Here is a 19497-nt window from a genome sequence, read left to right on the forward strand (position 1 = left end):
ACAAACGCGACAACGAAATCACCCCGGTCAACCTGCGCCCCCACCCCTACGAATTCGCGCTCTACTACGACTGCTGACCGGTTGAGCCCAGCCCGCACTGCACGTCGCGGGCTGGGCTCACTGGTGCGGGGCACCTCCGCGATTAAGCTGCGGTGGTATTGGGCCGCCTGGCCATGCCGCTGCCGTATGTCTCGAGGAGCCGATGAACGCAGACGACGACTTTCTGCGGCAGCGGATGCCGCCGCAGCAGCCGCCGGGGCGCTGGACGCCGCCTCCGCAGCAGCCACCGCCGCTGCAGATGCAATTCCCGCCGCCGGTCCGGATGTCGCGGCCCCAACCTTCCCGGGGCTGGCGGAAAGTGGTCCTTTCCGCGACGCTGGGACTGGTCAATCTGGGCCCATCGCCCGCCGAGCGGGAAGAAATGGCGTACCACGCTGCCATCCGGTCACTGCCGAATGGCAGCTACAAGGTGGGTGTGCTCGGTAAGGGCGGTGTCGGCAAGACGACGGTGGCGGCCAGCGTGGGGTCGGTGTTCGCCGCACTTCGCCGGGCCGACCACGTGGTGGCGCTCGACGCCGACACCGCGTTCGGCCGGCTCGGCAGCCGGATCGACCCGCATGCCACCAGCTCCTACTGGGATCTGGCCGCCGATCAGAGTGTGCAGTCGTTCTCCGACATCCGCAGCCGGGTGGGCGCCAACGCGGCCGGACTGTACGTGCTGGTCGGCGAGCCGGCAGCTGGGCGCCGGCGGACCCTGGACGCGGCGTTGTACCGGGAGGCCGCGTTGCGCCTGGACCGGCACTTCACCATCTCGATCATCGACTGCGGTTCGACGATGGACTCGCCGGTGACCCAGGAGGCCCTGCGTGACCTCGACGCTCTGATCGTGGTCTCTTCGCCGTGGGCAGACGGCGCCGGTGCGGCCGCTAAGACCATGGAGTGGCTGGCCGACCGCGGCCAGGGCGGGCTGCTGCAGCGCACCGTCGTGGTGCTCAACGACTCCGACGGCCATTCCGACCGGCGCACCCGCTCGGCACTGACGGCGCAGTTCCTGCAGCACGGGCAGGCAGTGGTCGAGGTGCCGTTCGACCCGCACCTGCGTCCGGGTGGGGTGATCGACGTGATGCACGAGATGGCGCCGGCGACCCGCCGACGTTTTCTGCAGATCGCCGCGATCGTGGCGCATTACTTCGCGTCACGGCCCCGGGGCCGCGACGCGAGGCCGGGCACTGCTCACAGCACGTAGCGCACGACGCTCTCAGCGACGCAGGCCGGCTTGGCCTGGCCGTCGATGGACACCGTGGTCGAGTAGGTCACCTGGTGGGCGCCGCCGCCCACATCGGCGACCTCCACCACGGAGGTCTCCGCACGGATCTTGGAGCCGACCGGTACCGGCGCCGGAAAGCGCACCTTGTTCAGCCCGTAGTTGATCGCCAACTTGACCCCGTCGAGGCGGCTGATCTGCGCCATCAGCTGCGGCAGCATGGCCAGGGTCATATATCCGTGGGCGATCGTGGTGCCGAACGGCCCGGTGGCCGCACGCTCGGGGTCGACGTGAATCCACTGATGGTCACCGGTCGCGTCGGCGAACAGGTTGACGGCGTCCTGGGTGATGGTCACCCAGTCGCTGTGTCCGATCACCTCACCCTGGCATGCGGCAAGTTCATCGATTGATCCGAAGGTACGCACGTGGGTGAAGCTCCTTTGCTAATCCGTTGCCACCGCGCCGCTTTGGCGCAGCTGGTTGATCTCTTCGGTGGTCATGCCCAGCCGAGCGGCCAGCACCTGCTCGGTGTCGGCGCCCAACGCCGGTGCCGCGACCGCAGGCGGGTGTGCGCCGTCGATCGACGCCGGCAGCCCGGCAGCCAAGTACTCCCCCACCCGGGGCTGATGCAGCGGCGTGAACATCGGGTTGTCGTGCACGCGCTCGCCGGCGGCCACCTCGGCAAAACTGCGGTACCGGTCCCACAGCAGCGACGTCCCCGCCAAGGCGGTTTCGATCTCTGCCGCCGACCGCTCGGCGAACCAGCCGCTGAACAGTCCGGTCAGAAGGTCGCGGTGACGATAGCGCTCTCCTTCGTCACCGAAATCGATGCCGCGCGCCTGCGACAGGGCCGCAAGGACTTTCGTGGAGCCGGTCAGCTCGGCCAGGTCACGGAAGTGCCGGTCGGTCAGCGTGACGACCATGAACGCCGCGCCGTCGCCGCTGGCGAAGCTCTGTCCGTACTGTCCGTAGATCGCATTGCCGATGCGTTCTCGCCGATCGCCGTTCACCATGGCCTCGGTGAGGAAACCCAGGGCACTGGCGGTGCCCAGCGCCACATCCTCCAGCGCCAGTCGGATCTGGGCGCCCGCACCGGTCTGGTCGCGGCGGCGCAGCGCGGCGGAGACCGCCAGCGCGGCGTGCAGTCCACAGGCGATATCCCAGGCCGGCAGCACGTGATTGATCGGGGCGGCGTAATCGCTGGGCCCGGTTATCAGCGGAAAGCCGACACCGGCGTTGACCGTGTAATCCACGGCGGTGGAGCCGTCGGCACGTCCGAGCACCTCGAGATGGATCAGATCGGGACGCCGCCCTGCCAGCGCTTCATAGGAAAGCCACTGCCGGCCAGCCATATTCGTCAGCAACACGCCGCTCTCGGCAATCAGTTCCTGCACCACGCGCTGACCCTCGGGCGCGCGCAGGTCAGCGACCACCGAGCGCTTGCCCTTGTTGAGGCCGGTCCAGTAGATCGAGGTGCCGTCATCGGTGACGGGCCAGCGCCGGTAGTCCGCCGCTCCGCCGATCGGGTCGACACGCACTACGTCGCAGCCCAGTTGCGCCAGGGTCATTCCGGCCAGCGGGACGGCGACGAAGCTGGCGATCTCGATGACGCGTACCCCGGCCAACGGGGCCCCAGCGGTCCCCAAGACCGGAGCGCTCGCCTGCATGACCTGCCCTTCGTCGATGACTGCCTCGACTATATGCCTACCAAAACGCCCGGCCCGGCCGGCGGTGAGTCCGTGCCGAATCTCAATCGTTGCCGAACCGCGATATGAAAACCCGTGGCGGCGAACAGGTCACGGCCGCGAATCGTGTTTGACTCCGTTGCGAAGGGCTTGACCGCACGACATTTGGGATGGGACAAGAGCATGAAGAGCGTTGAGAAGTTGCGTAAGGCGGCGAGTCGGCTACCGCGCCGGCTGACGGTCGCTGCGGTGGGGGCCGCGCTGCTGAGCGGCCTGGTCGGGGCTGTCGGTGGTGCGGGTAACGCCTCGGCGTTCTCCCGCCCGGGCCTGCCGGTGGAGTACCTGCAGGTGCCCTCGGTCTCGATGGGCCGCGACATCAAGGTGCAGTTCCAGCCGGGCGGCGCCCACGCGGTGTACCTGCTCGACGGGCTGCGCGCCCAGGACGACTACAACGGCTGGGACATCAACACCCCGGCGTTCGAGGAGTACTACCAGTCCGGGTTGTCGGTGATCATGCCGGTGGGCGGGCAGTCCAGCTTCTACTCCGACTGGTACCAGCCCTCGCAGGGCAACGGCCAGAACTACACCTACAAGTGGGAGACCTTCCTGACCCGGGAGCTGCCCACCTGGCTGGAGACCAACAAGGGTGTGTCGCCCTACGGCAACGCGGTGGTCGGCCTGTCGATGGCAGGCGGTTCGGCGCTGATCCTGGCGGCCTACTACCCGCAGCAGTTCCCGTACGCAGCAGCACTTTCGGGCTTCCTGAACCCGTCAGAGGGCTGGTGGCCGACGCTGATCGGGCTGGCCATGAACGACGCCGGTGGTTACAACGCCAACAGCATGTGGGGGCCGTCGTCCGACCCGGCCTGGCGGCGTAACGACGCGATGGTGCAGATCCCGCGGCTGGTGGCCAACCGCACCCGGATCTGGGTCTACTGCGGCAACGGCACGCCCAGCGAGCTCGGCGGCAACAACCTGCCCGCCAAGTTCCTGGAGAGCCTGACGCTGCGCACCAACCAGCAGTTCCAGCAGAACTACGCGGCGGCCGGCGGCAACAACGGCGTGTTCAACTTCCCGGCCAACGGTACGCACGACTGGCCGTACTGGAACGAGCAGCTGGTCGCGATGAAGCCCGACATCCTGCGCACTCTGGGTGTGGGAATCGACCCGACCTGATAAGGCCCCCCAACACGTCGGCGGCAGTGCAGTCCAGCACTGCCGCCGACGTGTTTATGGGATGGAAAACCATTCGGCCGTAACGCGGGTCAGCGCCACAACCCGCGACGGTCGACATAGCGATGGCTGTACCAGGTGGCCAACAGGCAGATGACCGTTGCGGTGGCCAGCATCCAGGTACCGCCCACGAAGATGCCGATGACGCCACCCACCGCTGCGCCCAAGATGTACCCGCTGAGCAGCATGAAATTTCCGAGCCAATCGTGAATCGTCCCGCCGCTGATGTGGCGCTCGATGCCCTGCCCCAGCTTCACCACCGTGCCGGTCACATAGCTCAGGGGAATCGAGACCTCACCATTGCGGACGAACGTGGTGTTCAGTGCGCCGACCCCGAACGCGACCAGCAGGATCGGCAGCAGCGGCACCGGCAGCGCGGGCCCGCCCTCGATCCAGTCGGTGACGGTTGCGGCCAACAGCGACGCGGCGGTCAACCGCAACGCCCCGTGCGGCCGGCTGCGCCACACGTGGCGGTGGCACAGCGAGGCGATCACCACACCGGAGATGAACGACACCAGCAACGCCGCGGCGGAAATCGACATCCACTGGCTTTCGGTGAACAGGCCCAGTACCGCGCGCCCGGCGTTGCCGGTCATAAAGGTGACGAAGTAACCCTCGGAATGGGTGAAAGCCGTGGCGGCCAGCACCCCGGCCAGCCCAGCGAGAACCCACGACAGTCGTATCTCACTGCCGTAGCGGTTAGCCAGCACTCGCGCCTATGTGTGTCAGCCGACCGGACCCGGAACGAGGGTCACGGTCGCGGTCTGCTCGCCGCCACCCGGGTTGCGCCACGTCAGGGTGACCTCGTCGCCCGGGTGGTGCTGGTCGAGTTCACCGGTCAGGTCGGTGGCCGAATTCACCGGCAGGCCGTTGACCGAAGTGATGATGTCGTCCCGGGCGATACCGGTGGCGGCGGCCGGGGTGCCGTCGAGCACCTGTGCGACCCGCGCGGTGCCGTTGCTGTCGACGACACCGACACCCAGGAATGCCGTCTCACCGATGTGCACGGTGGGCGACGGGATGCCGGACCGGATCTGGTCGGCAATGGCCATCGCCCGGTTGATCGGGATCGCATAGCCCTCGCCGCCGGGCTGGGCGAACTTGTAGCTGTCGGAAGCGGCGGTGTTCATCCCGATCACCTGTCCGGCGGCGTTCACCATCGGACCGCCGGAGTCGCCGGGACGGATCGCGGTGTCGGCCTTGATCATGTTGGTCAGGGTCTCGGTGCTGCCAGTCAGCTCGTCGGCTGCTGACACGGTCTGGTTCAGTCCGATGACGCGCCCGGGCGCCACACTGGGCATTCCGCCGTGGCCGCCGGCGTTGCCCATCGCGACCACCGGATCACCGATTGCCACCTGAGAGGAGTCGCCGATGATGGCCGCCGGCAACCCCTGGGCGCCGCGCAACTGCAGCACCGCGACGTCGTGGCTGCGGTCGAACCCGAGCACGTCGACCGCGTAACTCTGGCCGTTGGCGACCGAGACCGCGGTGAGCCCGGTGGCGCCGGCGACGACGTGGTTGTTGGTCAGCACCACGCCGCTGGGGTCCAGCACGATGCCGGTCCCGGCGCCGACCGCACTCTGGTAGTCCATCTGGGCGTCGATGTTGACCACCGCCGGGCTGACCTGGGCGACCACGGCCGCATGGTCGAGCGGAATGAGGGGCAGAGTGGGCGATGCCTGAGCCGGGGCCGCCACCAATCCCGCAGTGGCGATCGCCGCGGTCATCACGCTGAGCAGCCGCCTCTGGCCGGGGCGATGCGCTCTGCTCATACGTCCTACCTCCTGCAGTCGGGCGCGGCCAGCCGCCTGGACCCGGCGCACCCCGGGACGTCCCGACGCTGAACTCGCGAAACAAGAATCCCCAGCTTACCGGAACCGCGAATTCGGCTAGCAAACGCTGTACGCACCGCAGCGCAGACGCCGCCGGGCGCAACTCTTGTGCTCAGCGCCCGTGGAGGGAAGGCTGAATTCGGCGAGGAGGCTGCCATGGCAGACAAGACCGGAACTTCACGGGGCGGCACGGCCGCCACCGCGGCCACCCCGGCCGCCATTCGCAATGTCGCTCTGGTCGGTCCACCCGGCTCGGGAAAAACCACCCTGGTCGAGGCGATGCTGGTGACCGCCGGGGTCTTGCCCCGGGCAGGGTGCGTCGCCGACGGCAGCACGGTCTGCGACTACGACGAGGCGGAACTCCGCCAGCAACGTTCGGTCGGCGTCGCGTGCGCCTCGCTGGCGTACGACGGTGTCAAGGTCAACCTGATCGACACCCCCGGCTACGCCGACTTCGTCGGCGAACTGCGTGCCGGGCTGCGGGCCGCCGACAGCGCCCTGTTCGTTATCGCGGCCAACGAGGACGTCGACGACGCGACTGCCGCACTGTGGCAGGAGTGCAGTCGAGTCGCCATGCCGCGCGCCGTCGTGATCACCAAGCTGGATCACGCGCGGGCCGATTTTCCGGCCCGGCTCGCCGCCGCCCAGGAGGCTTTCGGCGACACTGTGCTGCCGCTGTATCTCTTCGCGCCGCCCGAGGCCTCCGGACTGATCGACCTTTTGGCGGCCGAATCCTTCGAACTGCCCGGCGCCGAGTCACAGCGCAGCGCGCTGATCGAGGCGATCATCGAGGAATCCGAGGACGAGTCGCTGCTGGACCGCTACCTGGGCGGCGAGCAGATCGATCCGGCGGTGCTCACCGCTGATCTGGAGCGGGCCGTGGCGCGCGGTAGTTTCTTCCCGGTCATTCCGGCTTGCAGCGTCACCGGCACCGGCATTGCCGAGTTGCTCAAGGTCATCTCGACCGGTTTTCCCGCTCCGCCGGAACATCTGCTGCCGGAGGTGTTCCGCCCGGACGGTGTGGCGCGCACCGGGCTCAGCTGCGACCCGGACGGGCCGCTGCTGGCCGAAGTCGTCCGAACCACGTCGGACCCCTACCTCGGCCGGGTCAACCTGGTGCGGGTGTTCTCCGGAACCATCAAATCCGACAGCGCAATTCACGTCAGCGGTCACTGCACGGGATTCTTCGGCGACGGCACCGGACGCTGCGACCACGATGAGGACGACCGGATCGGGACCCTGGCGTTTCCGTTCGGCAGGCAACAGCGCCCGGCCACCGTCGTGATGGCCGGGGACATCTGCACGGTCGGCCGCCTCAGCCACGCCGAGACCGGAGACACCCTGTCCGGCAAGGACGAACCCCTGGTCTGCAAACCGTGGTCGATGCCGGATCCGCTGCTGCCCGTGGCGGTCATTCCGCACGCCAAGACCGACGAGGACAAGCTCGCGGTGGGGCTGGCCCGGCTGGCCGCCGAGGATCCCAGCCTGCGCATCGAGCGGAATCCGGAAACCCACCAGACCGTGCTGTGGTGCATGGGCGAAGCACACTCCGGCATCGTGCTGGACGCACTGGCACACCGCTATGCGGTGTCGGTGGACACCGTCGGGCTGCGGGTGGCACTGCGAGAGACGTTCGCCACCAAGGCCAAAGGCCACGGTCGTCATGTCAAGCAGTCCGGCGGCCACGGCCAGTACGCGGTCTGCGACATCGAGGTGGAGCCGGCCGGTCAGGGTGCGGGCTTCGAGTTCATCGACCGCGTGGTCGGCGGGGCCGTGCCACGCCAGTTCATCCCCAGCGTGGAGAAGGGGGTTCGCGCCCAGATGGAGCGCGGGCTGACCGGCGACGCCGGCGGCTATCCGGTGGTCGACATCCGGGTCACCCTGATCGACGGCAAGGCGCACAGCGTCGACTCCTCGGACTTCGCCTTCCAGATGGCCGGCGCCGCCGCGCTCCGTGATGCCGCGACCAACGGGACCGTGCGACTGCTCGAGCCGATCGACGAGGTCACCGTGCTGATACCCGACGAACTGGTCGGTGCGGTGATGGGCGATCTGTCCGCCCGCCGCGCCCGGGTGCTGGGCACCGAGCAGGCCGGCGCCGGCCACACCTGCGTCAAAGCCGAAGTACCGCAGACCGAGCTCATCCGCTACGCCGTCGACCTGCGATCGTTGACGCACGGCGCCGGTTCGTTCACCCGCGGCTTCGCCCGCTACGAACCGCTGCCGGAGTCGGCGGCCGTACACGCCGCCGGCATCGCCTGATCCCCACAGAGAACACCGAGAGGACGCCAATGTCGACAATCGCCGGGCTGCCTGCGCACGTGGTGTTGCTGCACGTGGTGGTCTCGCTGGTCCCCGTGACCGCGCTCCTGCTGGTGGTGTGCGCGCTGTGGCCGGCGGCCCGCCGGCGGTTGGTCTGGCTGCTGGTGGCGTTTTCCGCCGTCACGCTGCTGGTGACACCGCTCACGGTCACCGCCGGCGAGTGGCTGGCCGACACCGGCAAGTTCGCGCCCTCTCCCAAGCTGGACGCGCACATGGCCGCCGGCGAGTACGGCCTCTACATGGCACTGGGCCTGGCGGCCGCCGCGGTACTGCTGGCGGGGCTGCACGTGGCGCTCTCACGAGGCCGCAGAGTCAGCGCACTGCTGCGACTGGGGATCGTCACCGTGGTGATCGCACTGGCCGGTGGATCGATGTTCGCGATCCACACCATCGGGTCGACCGGGACCGAGGCGGCCTGGGGAGACCTGCTCACCGAGGCAGACGGCGACTAACCCTGCGCTGATGGCGTAGCTGTTGGCACAATGGACGCCATGCGCAACGTGAGGCGGGGAATTGTGGCGATCGCCGGGTCGATGGCCCTGGCTGTCGTGTCGGTGGGAGCGTCGGCCGGGATCAGTACCGCGGCCCAGACATCGCCGGCACGGGGGTTGGCCGTCGCGGCGATCGAGCCGGCCGCCGGCTCGGTCGTGGGGGTGGCTTACCCGGTGATCGTGACCTTCACCGCCCCGGTCGGGGACCGGGCGGCCGCCGAACGAGGAATCCACATCAACTCCACGGGCAACAATGCCGGCCACTTCGAGTGGACGAGCAGCGATGTGGTGCAGTGGGTCCCGGACGGCTACTGGTCACCGCACAGCAAGATCGATGTCGACGCCCACGGCATGACAACAGGTTTCGAGACCGGCGACGCGGTGGTGGGGATCGCCGACATCTCCGATCACACCTTCACCGTCAGCGTCAACGGCGAGATCCAGCGGATCATGGCGGCTTCCATGGGTAAACCCAAGCGCCCCACGCCAGTCGGCTCTTTCACCGCGCTGTCGAAAGAACGCACCATCAAGTTCGACTCGCGCACCATCGGGATTCCGCTCAGCGACCCGGAGGGCTACCTGATCAATGGTGAGTATGCCGTTCGGGTCACCTGGAGCGGCGTCTACGTACACTCCGCACCCTGGTCGGTGGGCTCACAGGGTTACTCGAACGTCAGCCACGGCTGCATCAATCTGAGCCCCGAAGACGCCGCGTGGTACTTCAACTCGGTGCACCTGGGCGACCCAATCATCGTGCAGGCCTAAGGCGATCGTAAACGCGGCGACGGGCCGCCGCGCTTACGATCGCCTTGGCCTCGGACGGGACGCACCGCGTCAGCAGGCGCCGAGGACTGCCGTGGGCATGTTCGCCACGTAGCGCTCAGCGCGCTGGTCGCCAGGCAGTTTGCAGCCGGCGGCCAGGCGGTTACGCAGCCGGTTCATGCCGGTGCGGTGATTCGTCGAGCCGTGCAGAGCACGGATGCTGATGAATGCCATGATTTTTCTCCTGCCGGGAAACTCACCGGCCGACAACCATGGGTCGGCGGAACTGGTTCTTCAGTCCGCGGCGGAGGCGCCGGAACCGGTGAGGAACAAATCGATCGTGCAACTCGGATACGGATGCGGACCGTCACTGGAACTCACGTCGCCCTCACCTCCTTCCGGCCGGGACACACGGGCATGTCGTGGTAATTTCCACCATGGTCCCATCGAAATACCAGGTCGTCAACCGCAAACGGGCTCCGGTGGTGCCGGCCGCCGAACCGACGGCGACCGGTACCTTCCCGAAACCCGTTCGCGGAAAACGCTATTGGACGTCCGGCTCAGAGCAGCCCGAGCAGTTGCAGATCGGTGACGTACTTGACGATGACCGCCGGCGTGACATGCGGAATGTCGGGATGCTCGGGGTCAGGCCCGATCCCGGCCGACTGCACCGCGGCACGGAACCGGTCCGTCGTTGCGATCGACCCGCAGATCGGCGGCTGCGGCTTCTGGTAGTTGTGCAGCAGCGGCAGCAGCGACGCCTGGCGCTGGTGTTCCGGCAACGCCCGAAGCGTGGTCTCGAACCGCTGCAACCAGTCGCCGTAGTCGGCTATCCGCCGGATCGGGTAACCGGCCTCGATCAGCCAGTCGACGAACTCGTCCATCCCCAGACCGTCGTCGTACGGGTTCATCACGTGGTAGGTGGTGAACCCCCCGCTCGCGAAGGACCCCAGCGCGGTGGCGGCCTCGGCGACGAACTCCACCGGCAGTCCGTCGTAGTGGGCGCGTTGCCGCTGACCGTCGTCGCTCAGTTCGTAGAACGAACCGGGTGCCACGCCGGTCGCCACCAGGCTGAACATCATCCGGGTGAACATGTCGGGCAGGTTCAGCTGCCCGGCGTAGCTGGTGTCGGCCAGGATCATGTCGCAGCGGAACACCGCCACCGGCAGGCCGCACAGGTCGTTGGCCTCACGCAACAGCACCTCGCCGGCCCACTTGCTGGTGCCGTACCCGTTGGCGTAGCCGTCGTTGATCGCCCGGACGGCGCTCATCACCCGGACGTCGGCGTCCTCGGTGAACTTGCCCACCGGGATCTGGTCACCGACACCGATGGTGGAGAAGTAGGTGAACGGCTTGATCTTGCTGGTGAGCGCGATCCGGATCAGCTCGGCGGTGCCGAGTGCGTTCGGGCCGAACAGCTCGCTGTAGGGCAACACGTGGTTGACCAGCGCCGCCGGGTCGACGATCACGTCGACGGTGTCCGCCAACCGCTGCCAAACCTCTTGGTCCAGACCGAGATTCGCCTCACCCTTGTCACCGGCGATCACCTCGAGGTGCTTGGCGGCCAGTTCGGTGTAGCGGGCCAGCAGCTGCGCGTCTCCGCTGTCGAAGACCCCGTCGAGCCGCCGGCGGGCGTCCTCGTCGGACTTGGCACGCACCAGGCAGATCAGTTTTCCGTCCACCGGCGCCAGTCGCTGCAGCCACTCCAGCGCCAGGTAGCGGCCCAGGAAGCCGGTCGCCCCGGTCAGCAGCACGGTGCGCACCTGCTCCGACGGACCGGGCAGCGACGGAGCCGCGGCCAGGGTCGCCTCGTCGAGGAACTTGTCCAGGGTCAGGTCGGCCGCCGCCACTTCGACCGCGTCACGGCCGTGCACCGAGGCGAAGGTCGGCCGCTTGGAGCCGTTGCGCTCGGCGGTGATGTAGTCGGCGATCGCCGCCAGATCGTTTGCCGGACTGACGATCACGCCCACCGGCACGTCGACGTCGAAGATGTCGCGCAGCAGATTGCCGAAGGTCAGCGCGGACAGGGAGTCGCCGCCCAGGTCGGTGAAGTGGGCATCGGGGGCCAGGTCGCCGGCCGAGGCGCCCAGCAGCGCCGCGGCGGCGCGACTGACGGTCTCCAGAACCGGACGCTGCGCTCCGTTCTGACGCAGCTCGCTCAACTCACTGGCCTGCCCCTGCGCCAGCTCGGCGTAGCGACGCTCGAGGCGATCGCCGTAGTGCGCCTTGAGCTTCGGCCAGGCCAGCTTACGGATGCCGGTCAGCAGCCCGTTCTCCAGTGTGAACGGTTCGGTCTCGACGATGAAGTCGCGCGGAACCTCGTAGGACTGCAGGTCGGCGTCCTTGGCCGCCTGCTGCAGCGACTCGGCGATGCCGGCTTTGAGGGCGGCCTCTGAGTCGAAGCGCGCCAGCGCTTCCGGAGTCGGAACCACCACAGCCAGCAGGTAGGGCTGCGCACTGTTGCCGTAGACATAGATCTGTCGCACCAGCGGGCTGTTGCCGAACACCGCCTCCAGCTTGGCCAGCGTGACGAACTCGCCCTGGGCCAGCTTGAGCACGTTGTTGCGCCGGTCGACGTAGACCAGGTGGTCCGGCGCGATCTCGGCCACCACGTCGCCCGTCCGGTAATACCCGTCGGTGTCGAACACCTCGGCGGTCACCTCGGGGCGCTTGTAGTAGCCGGGGAACAGGTTCTCGGTCTTGATCAGCAGCTCACCGCGCGGGTGCGGTGTGTCGGTGCTGAAGTAGCCCAGATCCGGCACGTCGACCAGCTTGTAGTCCATAACCGGCGGCCGCTGCACTTCGCCGTCGAAGAGCACCATGCCCGCCTCGGTGGAGCCGTAGCCGTTGAGCACATGCTGCTCGGTGAGCTGATCGATCCACGCCCGCAACTCGTCGGAGATCGGGGCCGAACCGGTCATCGCGAACACGCACCGCCCACCGAGGAGCTCGGCGCGCATCTGCGCCAGGACCTGCGCCTCGGCGGCGGCCCGGTCTCCGCTGACACCGTCGACTTCGCTGCGGAAGTGCTGGTAGAGCATCTCCCAGATCCGGGGGACGAAGTTCAGTTCGGTCGGGCGAACCAGCGCGAGGTCTTCGAGGAAGGTCGACAGGTCGCTGCGGGCGCTGAAGTAGGCGGTGCCGCCGTTGCCGAGCGTGCCGTACAGGATCCCACGGCCCATGATGTGGCTCATCGGCATGAAGTTCAGCGTGATCGAGACAGCGGTCGGGCCGAACCAGTTCTTGGCCGACCGCACCCACATCCGGGCCACGTTGCTCTCCGGGTACATCGCGCCCTTGGGGGCGCCGGTGCTGCCCGAGGTGTAGACCAGCAGTGCCAGCGGGTTGGAGTCGTCGCCGGCGTCCGCCTGGACCGGCAGCGACAGGACGTGGCCGCGGGTGAGCAGGTCGGCGAGCGGCTCGACGACCACCTCGACGCCGGCCAGCCTCGCCCGAGCGTCGGCAAGCGCCTCGCGGTGGTCGTCGACCTGCTCGTGGTAGTCGAAGACCACCAGGCGGGTGGGGGCCGGCCCGGTCAGCACCAATTCGACGGCGTCGGACAGCGAGTCGACGCCGGCGGCGATGACCCGGGGTTCGGTCTCGGCGACGATCGGCGCCAATGCGCTGATCGCCGCGGAGGTCTGCAGCGGCACGGAAACCGCGCCGATCTGGCCCAGCGCCACGTCGAGGACGGTGTAGTCGACGCTGGTGAAGCCCAGCAGCGCAACCCGGTCCCCGGGCCGCACCGCGCCGGCGGACAGGGCGGCGGCCGCGGCACGGACGCGCTCCCCCAGCTCGGCGTAGGTGATGGTCTCAAAGCGCGGCAGCAGTGCGGCGGTGGTGCGGCCGGTGGCCGGATCGGTGACGTACTCGACGGCGCGCTGACCGAGCGCGGGCCGCTGCGCGTAGCCCTCGAAGATGGTCCGGGCGATCTGCGCAAGTCGCGACTGGCTTTCGACGGCGGCGGTGACGGCCGGGTCGGGCCGGGCAGCGGCGAACTGCGGGTCGGTGGCGACTAATTCGGTGATGCGGCGGGCGAGTTGCTCCTCGTCTGCGGTGGACGTGACAGTGGACATAGTCAAACCTCTGATGAATATCTCGCGAAAGCGATTTTTAAGGGCACGGTCTGCGCCGATGTAACTACGTTAGCAAAACTAACTTAATCTGGGACCCCTGAACGGGTGTGACGTTGCACTCACCAGAACGTTTGCCGGCGTGTCAGCTCAGTGATTCCTCCAGCCACGGGAGCAGCCACTTCACCCCTTCGGGAGTCAGGTGGATCCCGTCGCTGCGGACTTTGATGCCGTCGACTTTGGCGGTGTAGGTGCCATTCGGCCCCAGCTTTTTGTTCAGGTCCATCACCGTGACGGAGCTGCGTCCGGCGACCTCTCGGCGCAGCAGCGCGTTCCAGCGGTCGACGCGCTCCGGTTGGTCCTCCGGCCACAGCGTGCCGTCGGGCCGCTCGCCGTATCGGCTGTAGGGCACGGTCGTCACCACAACCCGGCTGCCGGCGGACTCCAGCACGTCGAGCGCGCGACGCAGCTCCGCGGTCAGATAGGCGTCGAACGTCGGGTCGCCGATATGCGACCACTGGCCCTCGTTGACTCGGTCCACGGTCTCCCATCGGCCGACGAACAACAGCACGACATCGGGCTGGTCGGCCTTGACCTGCCGGGTCCAGCGCGCCGGCCATCCGTCGCACTCCTTGCCCTGATCGATGGTCTTGCCGGCCCAGCGATACGGGCCGGCTCGCACGATGCTGCAACCGACGACAGTGTGGTCGATGAAGTCATAGCCGGGGGTTTCCGGCAGATAGTGCATCAGGGTCCAGCCGATCGAATCCCCGAACACCGACACGGTGCGCGGCCGATTCGGGTCGCGCCGCACCGGCTGCGGCCGCGGAGTCTTGGGATCTGAAAGCCGCGGCGGGGGTGACGGGGACACCGCCGCGGCCGCGGCCACATCCGGGGTCACGCCGTTCTCGGCCGTGGGCCGCTCGACGACCGGGACCACCAGCAACGTGACCGCCACCGCGGTGCCGCTGACGGCCGCCCCCAGCGGCAGCACCGACACCCGCGCCGGCCGCCATCGGCGGATGGGCTCCTCGATGACCCACCATGACACCGCGGCCAGCAACACGGTGGCGGCGCATCGCACCCCGAACAGCGCCCACCCCGACCACCCGGTGCGCTGCCCGTTGAGGACCAGGAAAACCGGCCAGTGCCACAGGTACACGCCGTAAGAGATGGTCCCCAGCCACACCAGCGGAGACCACGCCAGCCCACGGGCGATCAGGCCGCTCTGGTGCAGGGCGACCGGAGCGATCACTGCGATCGCGGCGACCGCCACCAGGGTCAGCAGGCCACCACGGAACTCCGTGGCCGAGCCGGTCGCGCGGTGGGCCGCCATCGCCAGTACGGCCAGCCCACCCAGTGGCAGCAGCCGGGCGACCCACAGCGCGCGGCGGGTCCGCACCACCGACCAGCCGGCGGTCAACGCCGGCCAGTCCCCCACCAGCAGGGCAGCCGCCGCGGCACCGATCAGCAGAGCCTGCGCGCGCGTGTCGGTGCCGAAATAGACGCGATCGCGGGCGGCGTCCGAAGCCAGCATCTCCGCGGCAGTCGCCGACGCGGCCGCCCCGGCGCTGGCCAACAGGAACACCGTGAGCCGCACCCCGCCGACCGTGGCCCACCCGCCGCGGCGCCGGGCGCGGGCTCCCAGCAGCAGGGCGATCGCGATCAGCAGCAGCGGCCAGGCGAAGTAGTACTGCTCCTCCACGCCCAGCGACCAGGTGTGCTGCAGCGGTGACGGCGTGCCGGCCTCGGTGAAGTAGTCGGTGTGCTGCGCGACGAAGCGCCAGTTGGCCACCCAGAAGAAGGCCGCGATGGCATCCTCGCGCAGGCCCACCACCGCCTCCGACGGCAGCAGCTCGTGGGCTATCGCGACGGTCACCACCATGAGCACCAGAGCCGGCAACAGACGGCGGATGCGACGGATCCAGAATCCGGCCAGGTCGATCCGCCCGGTCCGGCCCAGCTCGTCGATGAGCAGGGAGGTGATCAGGAATCCGCTGAGCACGAAGAACAGGTCGACACCCAGGAACCCACCCGACAACCCGGGGATGCCACCGTGGTCGGCCAACACCAACATGACGGCCAGCGCGCGCAGACCGTCGAGAGCGTGGATGCCCGGACGTCGCCGCTCGCGTCGCATGCGGTCCGCGGCACGCGCAGTGGCCAACCGGGCGGGACGGGGGGCCGGCGCAACCCAGCGGGTTTTGCCCGAGGTGCGCATCGAGGTGGCCCCGCGAGTCCGACTCCCGGCCGGCTGACTCACATGATGGTCGCCGTAGGCGCCGATTGGTCGATCCTCTCGCTGGTGGACCAACGAAAGCTTAGGGGGCGATCAGGCTTCTGGACCGGATGACACGCTCGCGATCAGTAGACCAATTCGGCAGTGCGCCACCAGATCAGCGCGATGAACAGCGCCAGGAGCAGCACGCCGGCGGCGGCCTGGAGCCGGTCCCGGTCGCCCAGTGGCGGGTAGGCGTAGGCGCACGCGATCACCACCCCGGTGATCAGGCCGCCGACGTGGCCCTGCCAGCTGATGTTCGGCACGGCGAAGGTGAAGACCAGGTTGATGACGATCAGGGCCGCGATCCACCCCACGTCGACGTTCAGCCGTCGGCCGATGATCAGGGCGGCGCCGAACAGCCCGAAAATGGCACCCGAGGCACCGGCCGTGGCGGTGGTCAGGGGCGCCAGCAGATAGACGGTGACCGAACCGCCGAGTGCACTGAACAGGTACAGCGCGATATAGCGCGGTCGGCCGAGCCGGCTTTCCAGCGCGGGCCCCACCACGTAGAGCGCCCACATGTTGAGCAGCAGATGCAAGGCGCCGTAGTGCAGGAACGCCGAGGTGATCAGTCGATAGACCTGGCCGTCAGCCACCGCCGGCGGCCAGAGCACCAACGCGGCCTGCAGCTCGTGCGAGGACAGCTGGCCGACGAACGCCAGCACGCTCAACGCGATCAGGCCGTAGGTGACCACCGGCGTGTGGCTCATGACGCGGGACATCGGGGCGGTAGCCCGGCGCCGCACCGGCGCGCCACCGGCCTGGGAGCAGTCCACGCAATGCTGGCCGACGGCGGCGGCTCGCATGCAGTCGCCGCAGATATAGCGCCCACAGCGGGTACAACTCAGGGCGGTGGCCCGGTCGGGATGCCGGTAGCAGACGGTCATGGCTATACCTTCTCAGAGCGCGATTTCCCGAACGCTGCCGGTAGATTTCACACCATGTCGTCGCAAGCTCCGCGCCAGGCGTTCAATGACACCGTCACCCGGTTTTGGAGCTTCGCCGCTCCGGCCTATGACGCCCGGTTTCTGCAGCGTTGGGTCTATCGGCCGGCTCAGGACGAGCTGATTGCCGCGCTCCGGTCGCACCGGCCGGCCCGGGTCGCCGACATCGCCTGCGGCACCGGCATCCTGGCTGACCGCATCGAACGTGAGCTGTCTCCCGAGGCGGTCTTCGGGGTGGACATGTCCGACGGCATGCTCAATGAGGCGCGGGAGCGCTCGTCGCGCGTGCAGTGGCTGACCGGGCCCGCCGAACAGCTGCCCTTCGAAGACGGCGCGCTTGACGCGGTGGTCACCAGCTCGGCGTTTCACTTCTTCAATCAGCCGGCCGCGGTGCGCGAGTTCTACCGGGTGTTGGCGCCGGGCGGGATGGCAGCGGTCACGGGGATGAGCCCCCGGCTGTCCGACCCGCTCAAGGAGCTGACCGGGATCCGCTGGAATCCGGCGCGGCAGCCGACGCCCCGCGAGATGCGCGCCCTGTTCACCGACGCCGGTTTCACCGTTGCCGATCAGCATCGCGTGGCGCGGCCGGCCTGGACGCTGGTCGTGTCGGATCTGATCACGGTCGGCGTCAAACCGTAAGTCGCCGGCGACGGCCCAGCCGCGGTTGACCCTGCGCGGTACCTTCGTTAGGTATGAGATCGATGAAGCTGGCCGGGACGACGGCGATCGCGCTGGTGACCTGGTTGGGTGCCTCCGGTGTCGCCGGGGCTGATCCGGCCCCTCCTCCCCCGCCCGCACCCAAGCAGGTGATCGACGGCGACGGCACCTTCGCGGTCGGTAAGGACATCGTGCCGGGCACCTACCGCTCCGACGGGCCCCGGGACGGCGCCGCCTGCTATTGGCGCCGCATCGGCGGCGACAAGACGCTCGACAGTGCGATGACCAAGAAGCCACAGGTCGTGCTGATCGAGGCGAGCGACACCGCGTTCCGGACCGACCGCTGCCAGACCTGGCAACTGGCCCAATGCCCGCCCACCTGCGCGCCGGTACCGCAGCAGTCGGTGGGCCTGCCCGATGTGCTGAAGGGCTTCGTGCCCCAGGCGCGGCCGCCGGCCCCGGCCCCCGGCGGCTAGCCCGCTCAGACTCGTTCGGCCTCGGCGAGCAGCAATGTTGCGCCGTCGACGAGCGTTCCGATCACCTCGTCGGTGCTGAAATCGCTGAGCCACAGGTTCGGGGTGTCGGTGCGATGCAGCATCGCGACGCCGTGCAGCGCCACCGACAACGCCGCCGCGATCCGGTCGGAATCGGGATCCGACGCCGACTCCGGCGTCTCCCCGCGGCACGCCAGCAACCCTCTGGTGACCGCGGCCAGTGCTCGCCGAGCCGCCGGCGGAGCGTGACCGTCCTGGGTCATCAGGGCGTAGCGCAGGGGGTGGCGCTCGGCGAACGACACATAGACGCGGCACCCGATGAGCAGGCGTTCCCGCGGGTCAGTGGCCCGCTGGATGTATTCGGCGATCTCATCGGAGACCTGATCCCAGCTGGACTCGGCGACGGCCTCGAGCACCCGCTCCAAGTCGTCGAAGTGTGCGTACACCGAGGGGGCGGCTATGCCGGCCTCCCTGGCGATGCGACGCAGCGAAACCTCCGCCTCACTCTCGGCGCTGTCGATGACCCGCACCGCGGCAGCCAGGATCTCGTCGCGCAGCAGCGCGCCGCGGCCGCGCAGATTGCGCCGACGGGGGTGAGTGGGCACGCGGTGATCCTAACGGTGTGTTAGTTGTCCCCACTCGTGTTCTGCAAACATCTTGCGCGCAAGATGACCTGGCATTTTTAGCGTTACATACGTATGTTTACAGCCGTACAGCTAACCGACTTGAGCGGTGTCGCCGTTGCTCCCGCGCTGAGCGGGCCCGACAGTCTTACTGTTACGCCAAGATACTCTTATTTTTCTTAACTCCGCTGTATCGTCGGATGCGCACTGGTTCCCGACACCCACAGGAGGCTCCCTTGCTTGACGCCGTCTACCGGGCCGCCCGCGGCAGGGTCAGCGCCCTGGCCGCCGGACTCAGTGAGGACCAGTTGAACCTCGTGGTTCCGGCGACCCCGGAATGGTCGGTGCGCGAGGTCCTGGCCCACCTCACCGGTGGCGCAGCGACTCGACGGCGCGCCGGGACAGTCCTGGACCGCACGGCACGTCGCCGAACGTCGCGACCGTCCGGTCCACGCCCTGCTCGAGGAGTGGGAGCGCGCCTCCCCGGCAGTCGAGGCGAGCCTGCCGGAGCGGTTCGCCGGACCCAACCTCGCCGCCGACGCGATCTGCCATGAGGCGGACCTGCGCGAGGCACTGGGCCTGACGCGCATTGACCGCGAGCACTGGCAGCTGTTCCTCGACGCCCTGGCTCGTACACCCGGCCGGCACCTGCCCGACACCGACGCCCTGGTGATCACCGATGAGCTGGGGCAGCAATGGCGTTGCGGTTCGGGCGAATCCGTCACCGAGCTGCGGGCCGACGGTTATGAGCTGCTGCGCGGCCTGTTCAGCCGCCGCTCCCGTCGTCAGATCGCGGACTGGGACTGGTCCCCTGCCCCGTCGGCGCGACTGGTCGA

Annotated in this window: 18 protein-coding genes; 9 read left to right on the plus strand and 9 right to left on the minus strand. The window is 68.5% G+C overall.

Going from position 1 to position 19497, the window contains the following annotated elements; translation table 11 throughout:
• On the plus strand, positions 1-77 hold a 77-nt coding region (locus tag AWC18_RS22335), incomplete at its 5' end, for a hypothetical protein (protein WP_420093331.1).
• A gap of 125 nt (positions 78-202) precedes the next feature.
• Positions 203-1246 carry a MinD/ParA family ATP-binding protein gene (locus AWC18_RS11680; protein WP_109470298.1) on the plus strand — a complete coding sequence of 348 codons (1044 nt, stop codon included), beginning with the start codon at positions 203-205 and terminating at the stop codon, positions 1244-1246.
• Here the strand turns inward: AWC18_RS11680 and AWC18_RS11685 are convergent.
• Together AWC18_RS11685 and AWC18_RS11690 are read right to left on the minus strand one after the other, a co-directional pair.
• Positions 1234-1689, minus strand: a complete 456-nt coding sequence (locus AWC18_RS11685; RefSeq protein WP_064996868.1) for a MaoC family dehydratase — start codon at positions 1687-1689, stop codon at positions 1234-1236. The two genes, AWC18_RS11680 and AWC18_RS11685, sit on opposite strands and share 13 nt — an antisense overlap.
• A gap of 18 nt (positions 1690-1707) precedes the next feature.
• Positions 1708-2931, minus strand: a complete 1224-nt coding sequence (locus tag AWC18_RS11690) for a CoA transferase (RefSeq protein WP_085138841.1) — start codon at positions 2929-2931, stop codon at positions 1708-1710.
• Between the two features lie 201 nt (positions 2932-3132).
• Here AWC18_RS11690 and ag85C point away from each other — a divergent pair, with 201 nt between their 5' ends.
• The gene (gene ag85C, locus AWC18_RS11695; RefSeq protein ID WP_076049429.1) at positions 3133-4125 is read left to right on the plus strand and encodes a diacylglycerol acyltransferase/mycolyltransferase Ag85C; all 993 of its coding nucleotides are present in this window, start codon (positions 3133-3135) and stop codon (positions 4123-4125) included.
• An 89-nt stretch (positions 4126-4214) separates the two neighbouring features.
• On the opposite strand, the gene AWC18_RS11700 is transcribed toward ag85C, so the two are convergent.
• Positions 4215-4892: a YoaK family protein gene (locus AWC18_RS11700; protein WP_064996870.1), complete on the minus strand. Its 678-nt coding sequence runs from the start codon at positions 4890-4892 to the stop codon at positions 4215-4217.
• 15 nt (positions 4893-4907) lie between these two features.
• Positions 4908-5954: a S1C family serine protease gene (locus AWC18_RS11705; protein WP_085138842.1), complete on the minus strand. Its 1047-nt coding sequence runs from the start codon at positions 5952-5954 to the stop codon at positions 4908-4910.
• A 216-nt stretch (positions 5955-6170) separates the two neighbouring features.
• Between AWC18_RS11705 and AWC18_RS11710 the strand changes: the two genes are divergently transcribed.
• Genes AWC18_RS11710 through AWC18_RS11720 form a run of 3 tightly spaced genes read left to right on the plus strand, consistent with a single transcriptional unit; the run spans position 6171 to position 9592 of the window.
• The gene (locus AWC18_RS11710) at positions 6171-8276 is read left to right on the plus strand and encodes an elongation factor G-like protein EF-G2 (RefSeq protein WP_085138843.1); all 2106 of its coding nucleotides are present in this window, start codon (positions 6171-6173) and stop codon (positions 8274-8276) included.
• 29 nt (positions 8277-8305) lie between these two features.
• Positions 8306-8788 carry a hypothetical protein gene (locus tag AWC18_RS11715; RefSeq protein WP_085138844.1) on the plus strand — a complete coding sequence of 161 codons (483 nt, stop codon included), beginning with the start codon at positions 8306-8308 and terminating at the stop codon, positions 8786-8788.
• Positions 8789-8836: 48 nt separating this feature from the next.
• Positions 8837-9592 (plus strand): L,D-transpeptidase, encoded by a 756-nt coding sequence (locus AWC18_RS11720; RefSeq protein ID WP_165758000.1) that lies wholly within the window; start codon positions 8837-8839, stop codon positions 9590-9592.
• Between the two features lie 69 nt (positions 9593-9661).
• Here AWC18_RS11720 and AWC18_RS21660 read toward each other — a convergent pair whose 3' ends face one another.
• The 4 genes from AWC18_RS21660 to AWC18_RS11735 form a co-directional block, all read right to left on the minus strand.
• The gene (locus AWC18_RS21660) at positions 9662-9823 is read right to left on the minus strand and encodes a hypothetical protein (protein WP_165607195.1); all 162 of its coding nucleotides are present in this window, start codon (positions 9821-9823) and stop codon (positions 9662-9664) included.
• Positions 9824-10149: 326 nt separating this feature from the next.
• Positions 10150-13665: a carboxylic acid reductase gene (gene car, locus AWC18_RS11725; RefSeq protein WP_085138845.1), complete on the minus strand. Its 3516-nt coding sequence runs from the start codon at positions 13663-13665 to the stop codon at positions 10150-10152.
• A gap of 142 nt (positions 13666-13807) precedes the next feature.
• On the minus strand, positions 13808-15802 hold the full coding sequence (locus AWC18_RS11730; RefSeq protein WP_234806507.1) for an SGNH/GDSL hydrolase family protein: 1995 nt from the start codon (positions 15800-15802) through the stop codon (positions 13808-13810).
• 224 nt (positions 15803-16026) lie between these two features.
• Positions 16027-16830 carry a rhomboid family intramembrane serine protease gene (locus AWC18_RS11735; RefSeq protein WP_064996875.1) on the minus strand — a complete coding sequence of 268 codons (804 nt, stop codon included), beginning with the start codon at positions 16828-16830 and terminating at the stop codon, positions 16027-16029.
• 54 nt (positions 16831-16884) lie between these two features.
• Between AWC18_RS11735 and AWC18_RS11740 the strand changes: the two genes are divergently transcribed.
• Together AWC18_RS11740 and AWC18_RS11745 are read left to right on the plus strand one after the other, a co-directional pair.
• Positions 16885-17526, plus strand: coding sequence for a class I SAM-dependent methyltransferase (locus AWC18_RS11740; protein WP_085138847.1), 642 nt, complete (start codon positions 16885-16887; stop codon positions 17524-17526).
• 53 nt (positions 17527-17579) lie between these two features.
• On the plus strand, positions 17580-18020 hold the full coding sequence (locus tag AWC18_RS11745; RefSeq protein ID WP_234806508.1) for an Rv1352/Rv1906c domain-containing protein: 441 nt from the start codon (positions 17580-17582) through the stop codon (positions 18018-18020).
• Between the two features lie 5 nt (positions 18021-18025).
• Here AWC18_RS11745 and AWC18_RS11750 read toward each other — a convergent pair whose 3' ends face one another.
• Positions 18026-18643, minus strand: a complete 618-nt coding sequence (locus AWC18_RS11750) for a TetR/AcrR family transcriptional regulator (RefSeq protein WP_234806509.1) — start codon at positions 18641-18643, stop codon at positions 18026-18028.
• Between the two features lie 218 nt (positions 18644-18861).
• Here AWC18_RS11750 and AWC18_RS22340 point away from each other — a divergent pair, with 218 nt between their 5' ends.
• A complete protein-coding gene (locus AWC18_RS22340) occupies positions 18862-19215 on the plus strand; it encodes a maleylpyruvate isomerase N-terminal domain-containing protein (RefSeq protein WP_085138849.1) in 354 nt (117 codons plus the stop codon).
• Positions 19216-19497 lie beyond the last annotated feature (282 nt).

This window comes from Mycolicibacter nonchromogenicus (assembly GCF_002101775.1).
GTDB classification, from domain to species: Bacteria; Actinomycetota; Actinomycetes; order Mycobacteriales; family Mycobacteriaceae; genus Mycobacterium; species Mycobacterium nonchromogenicum.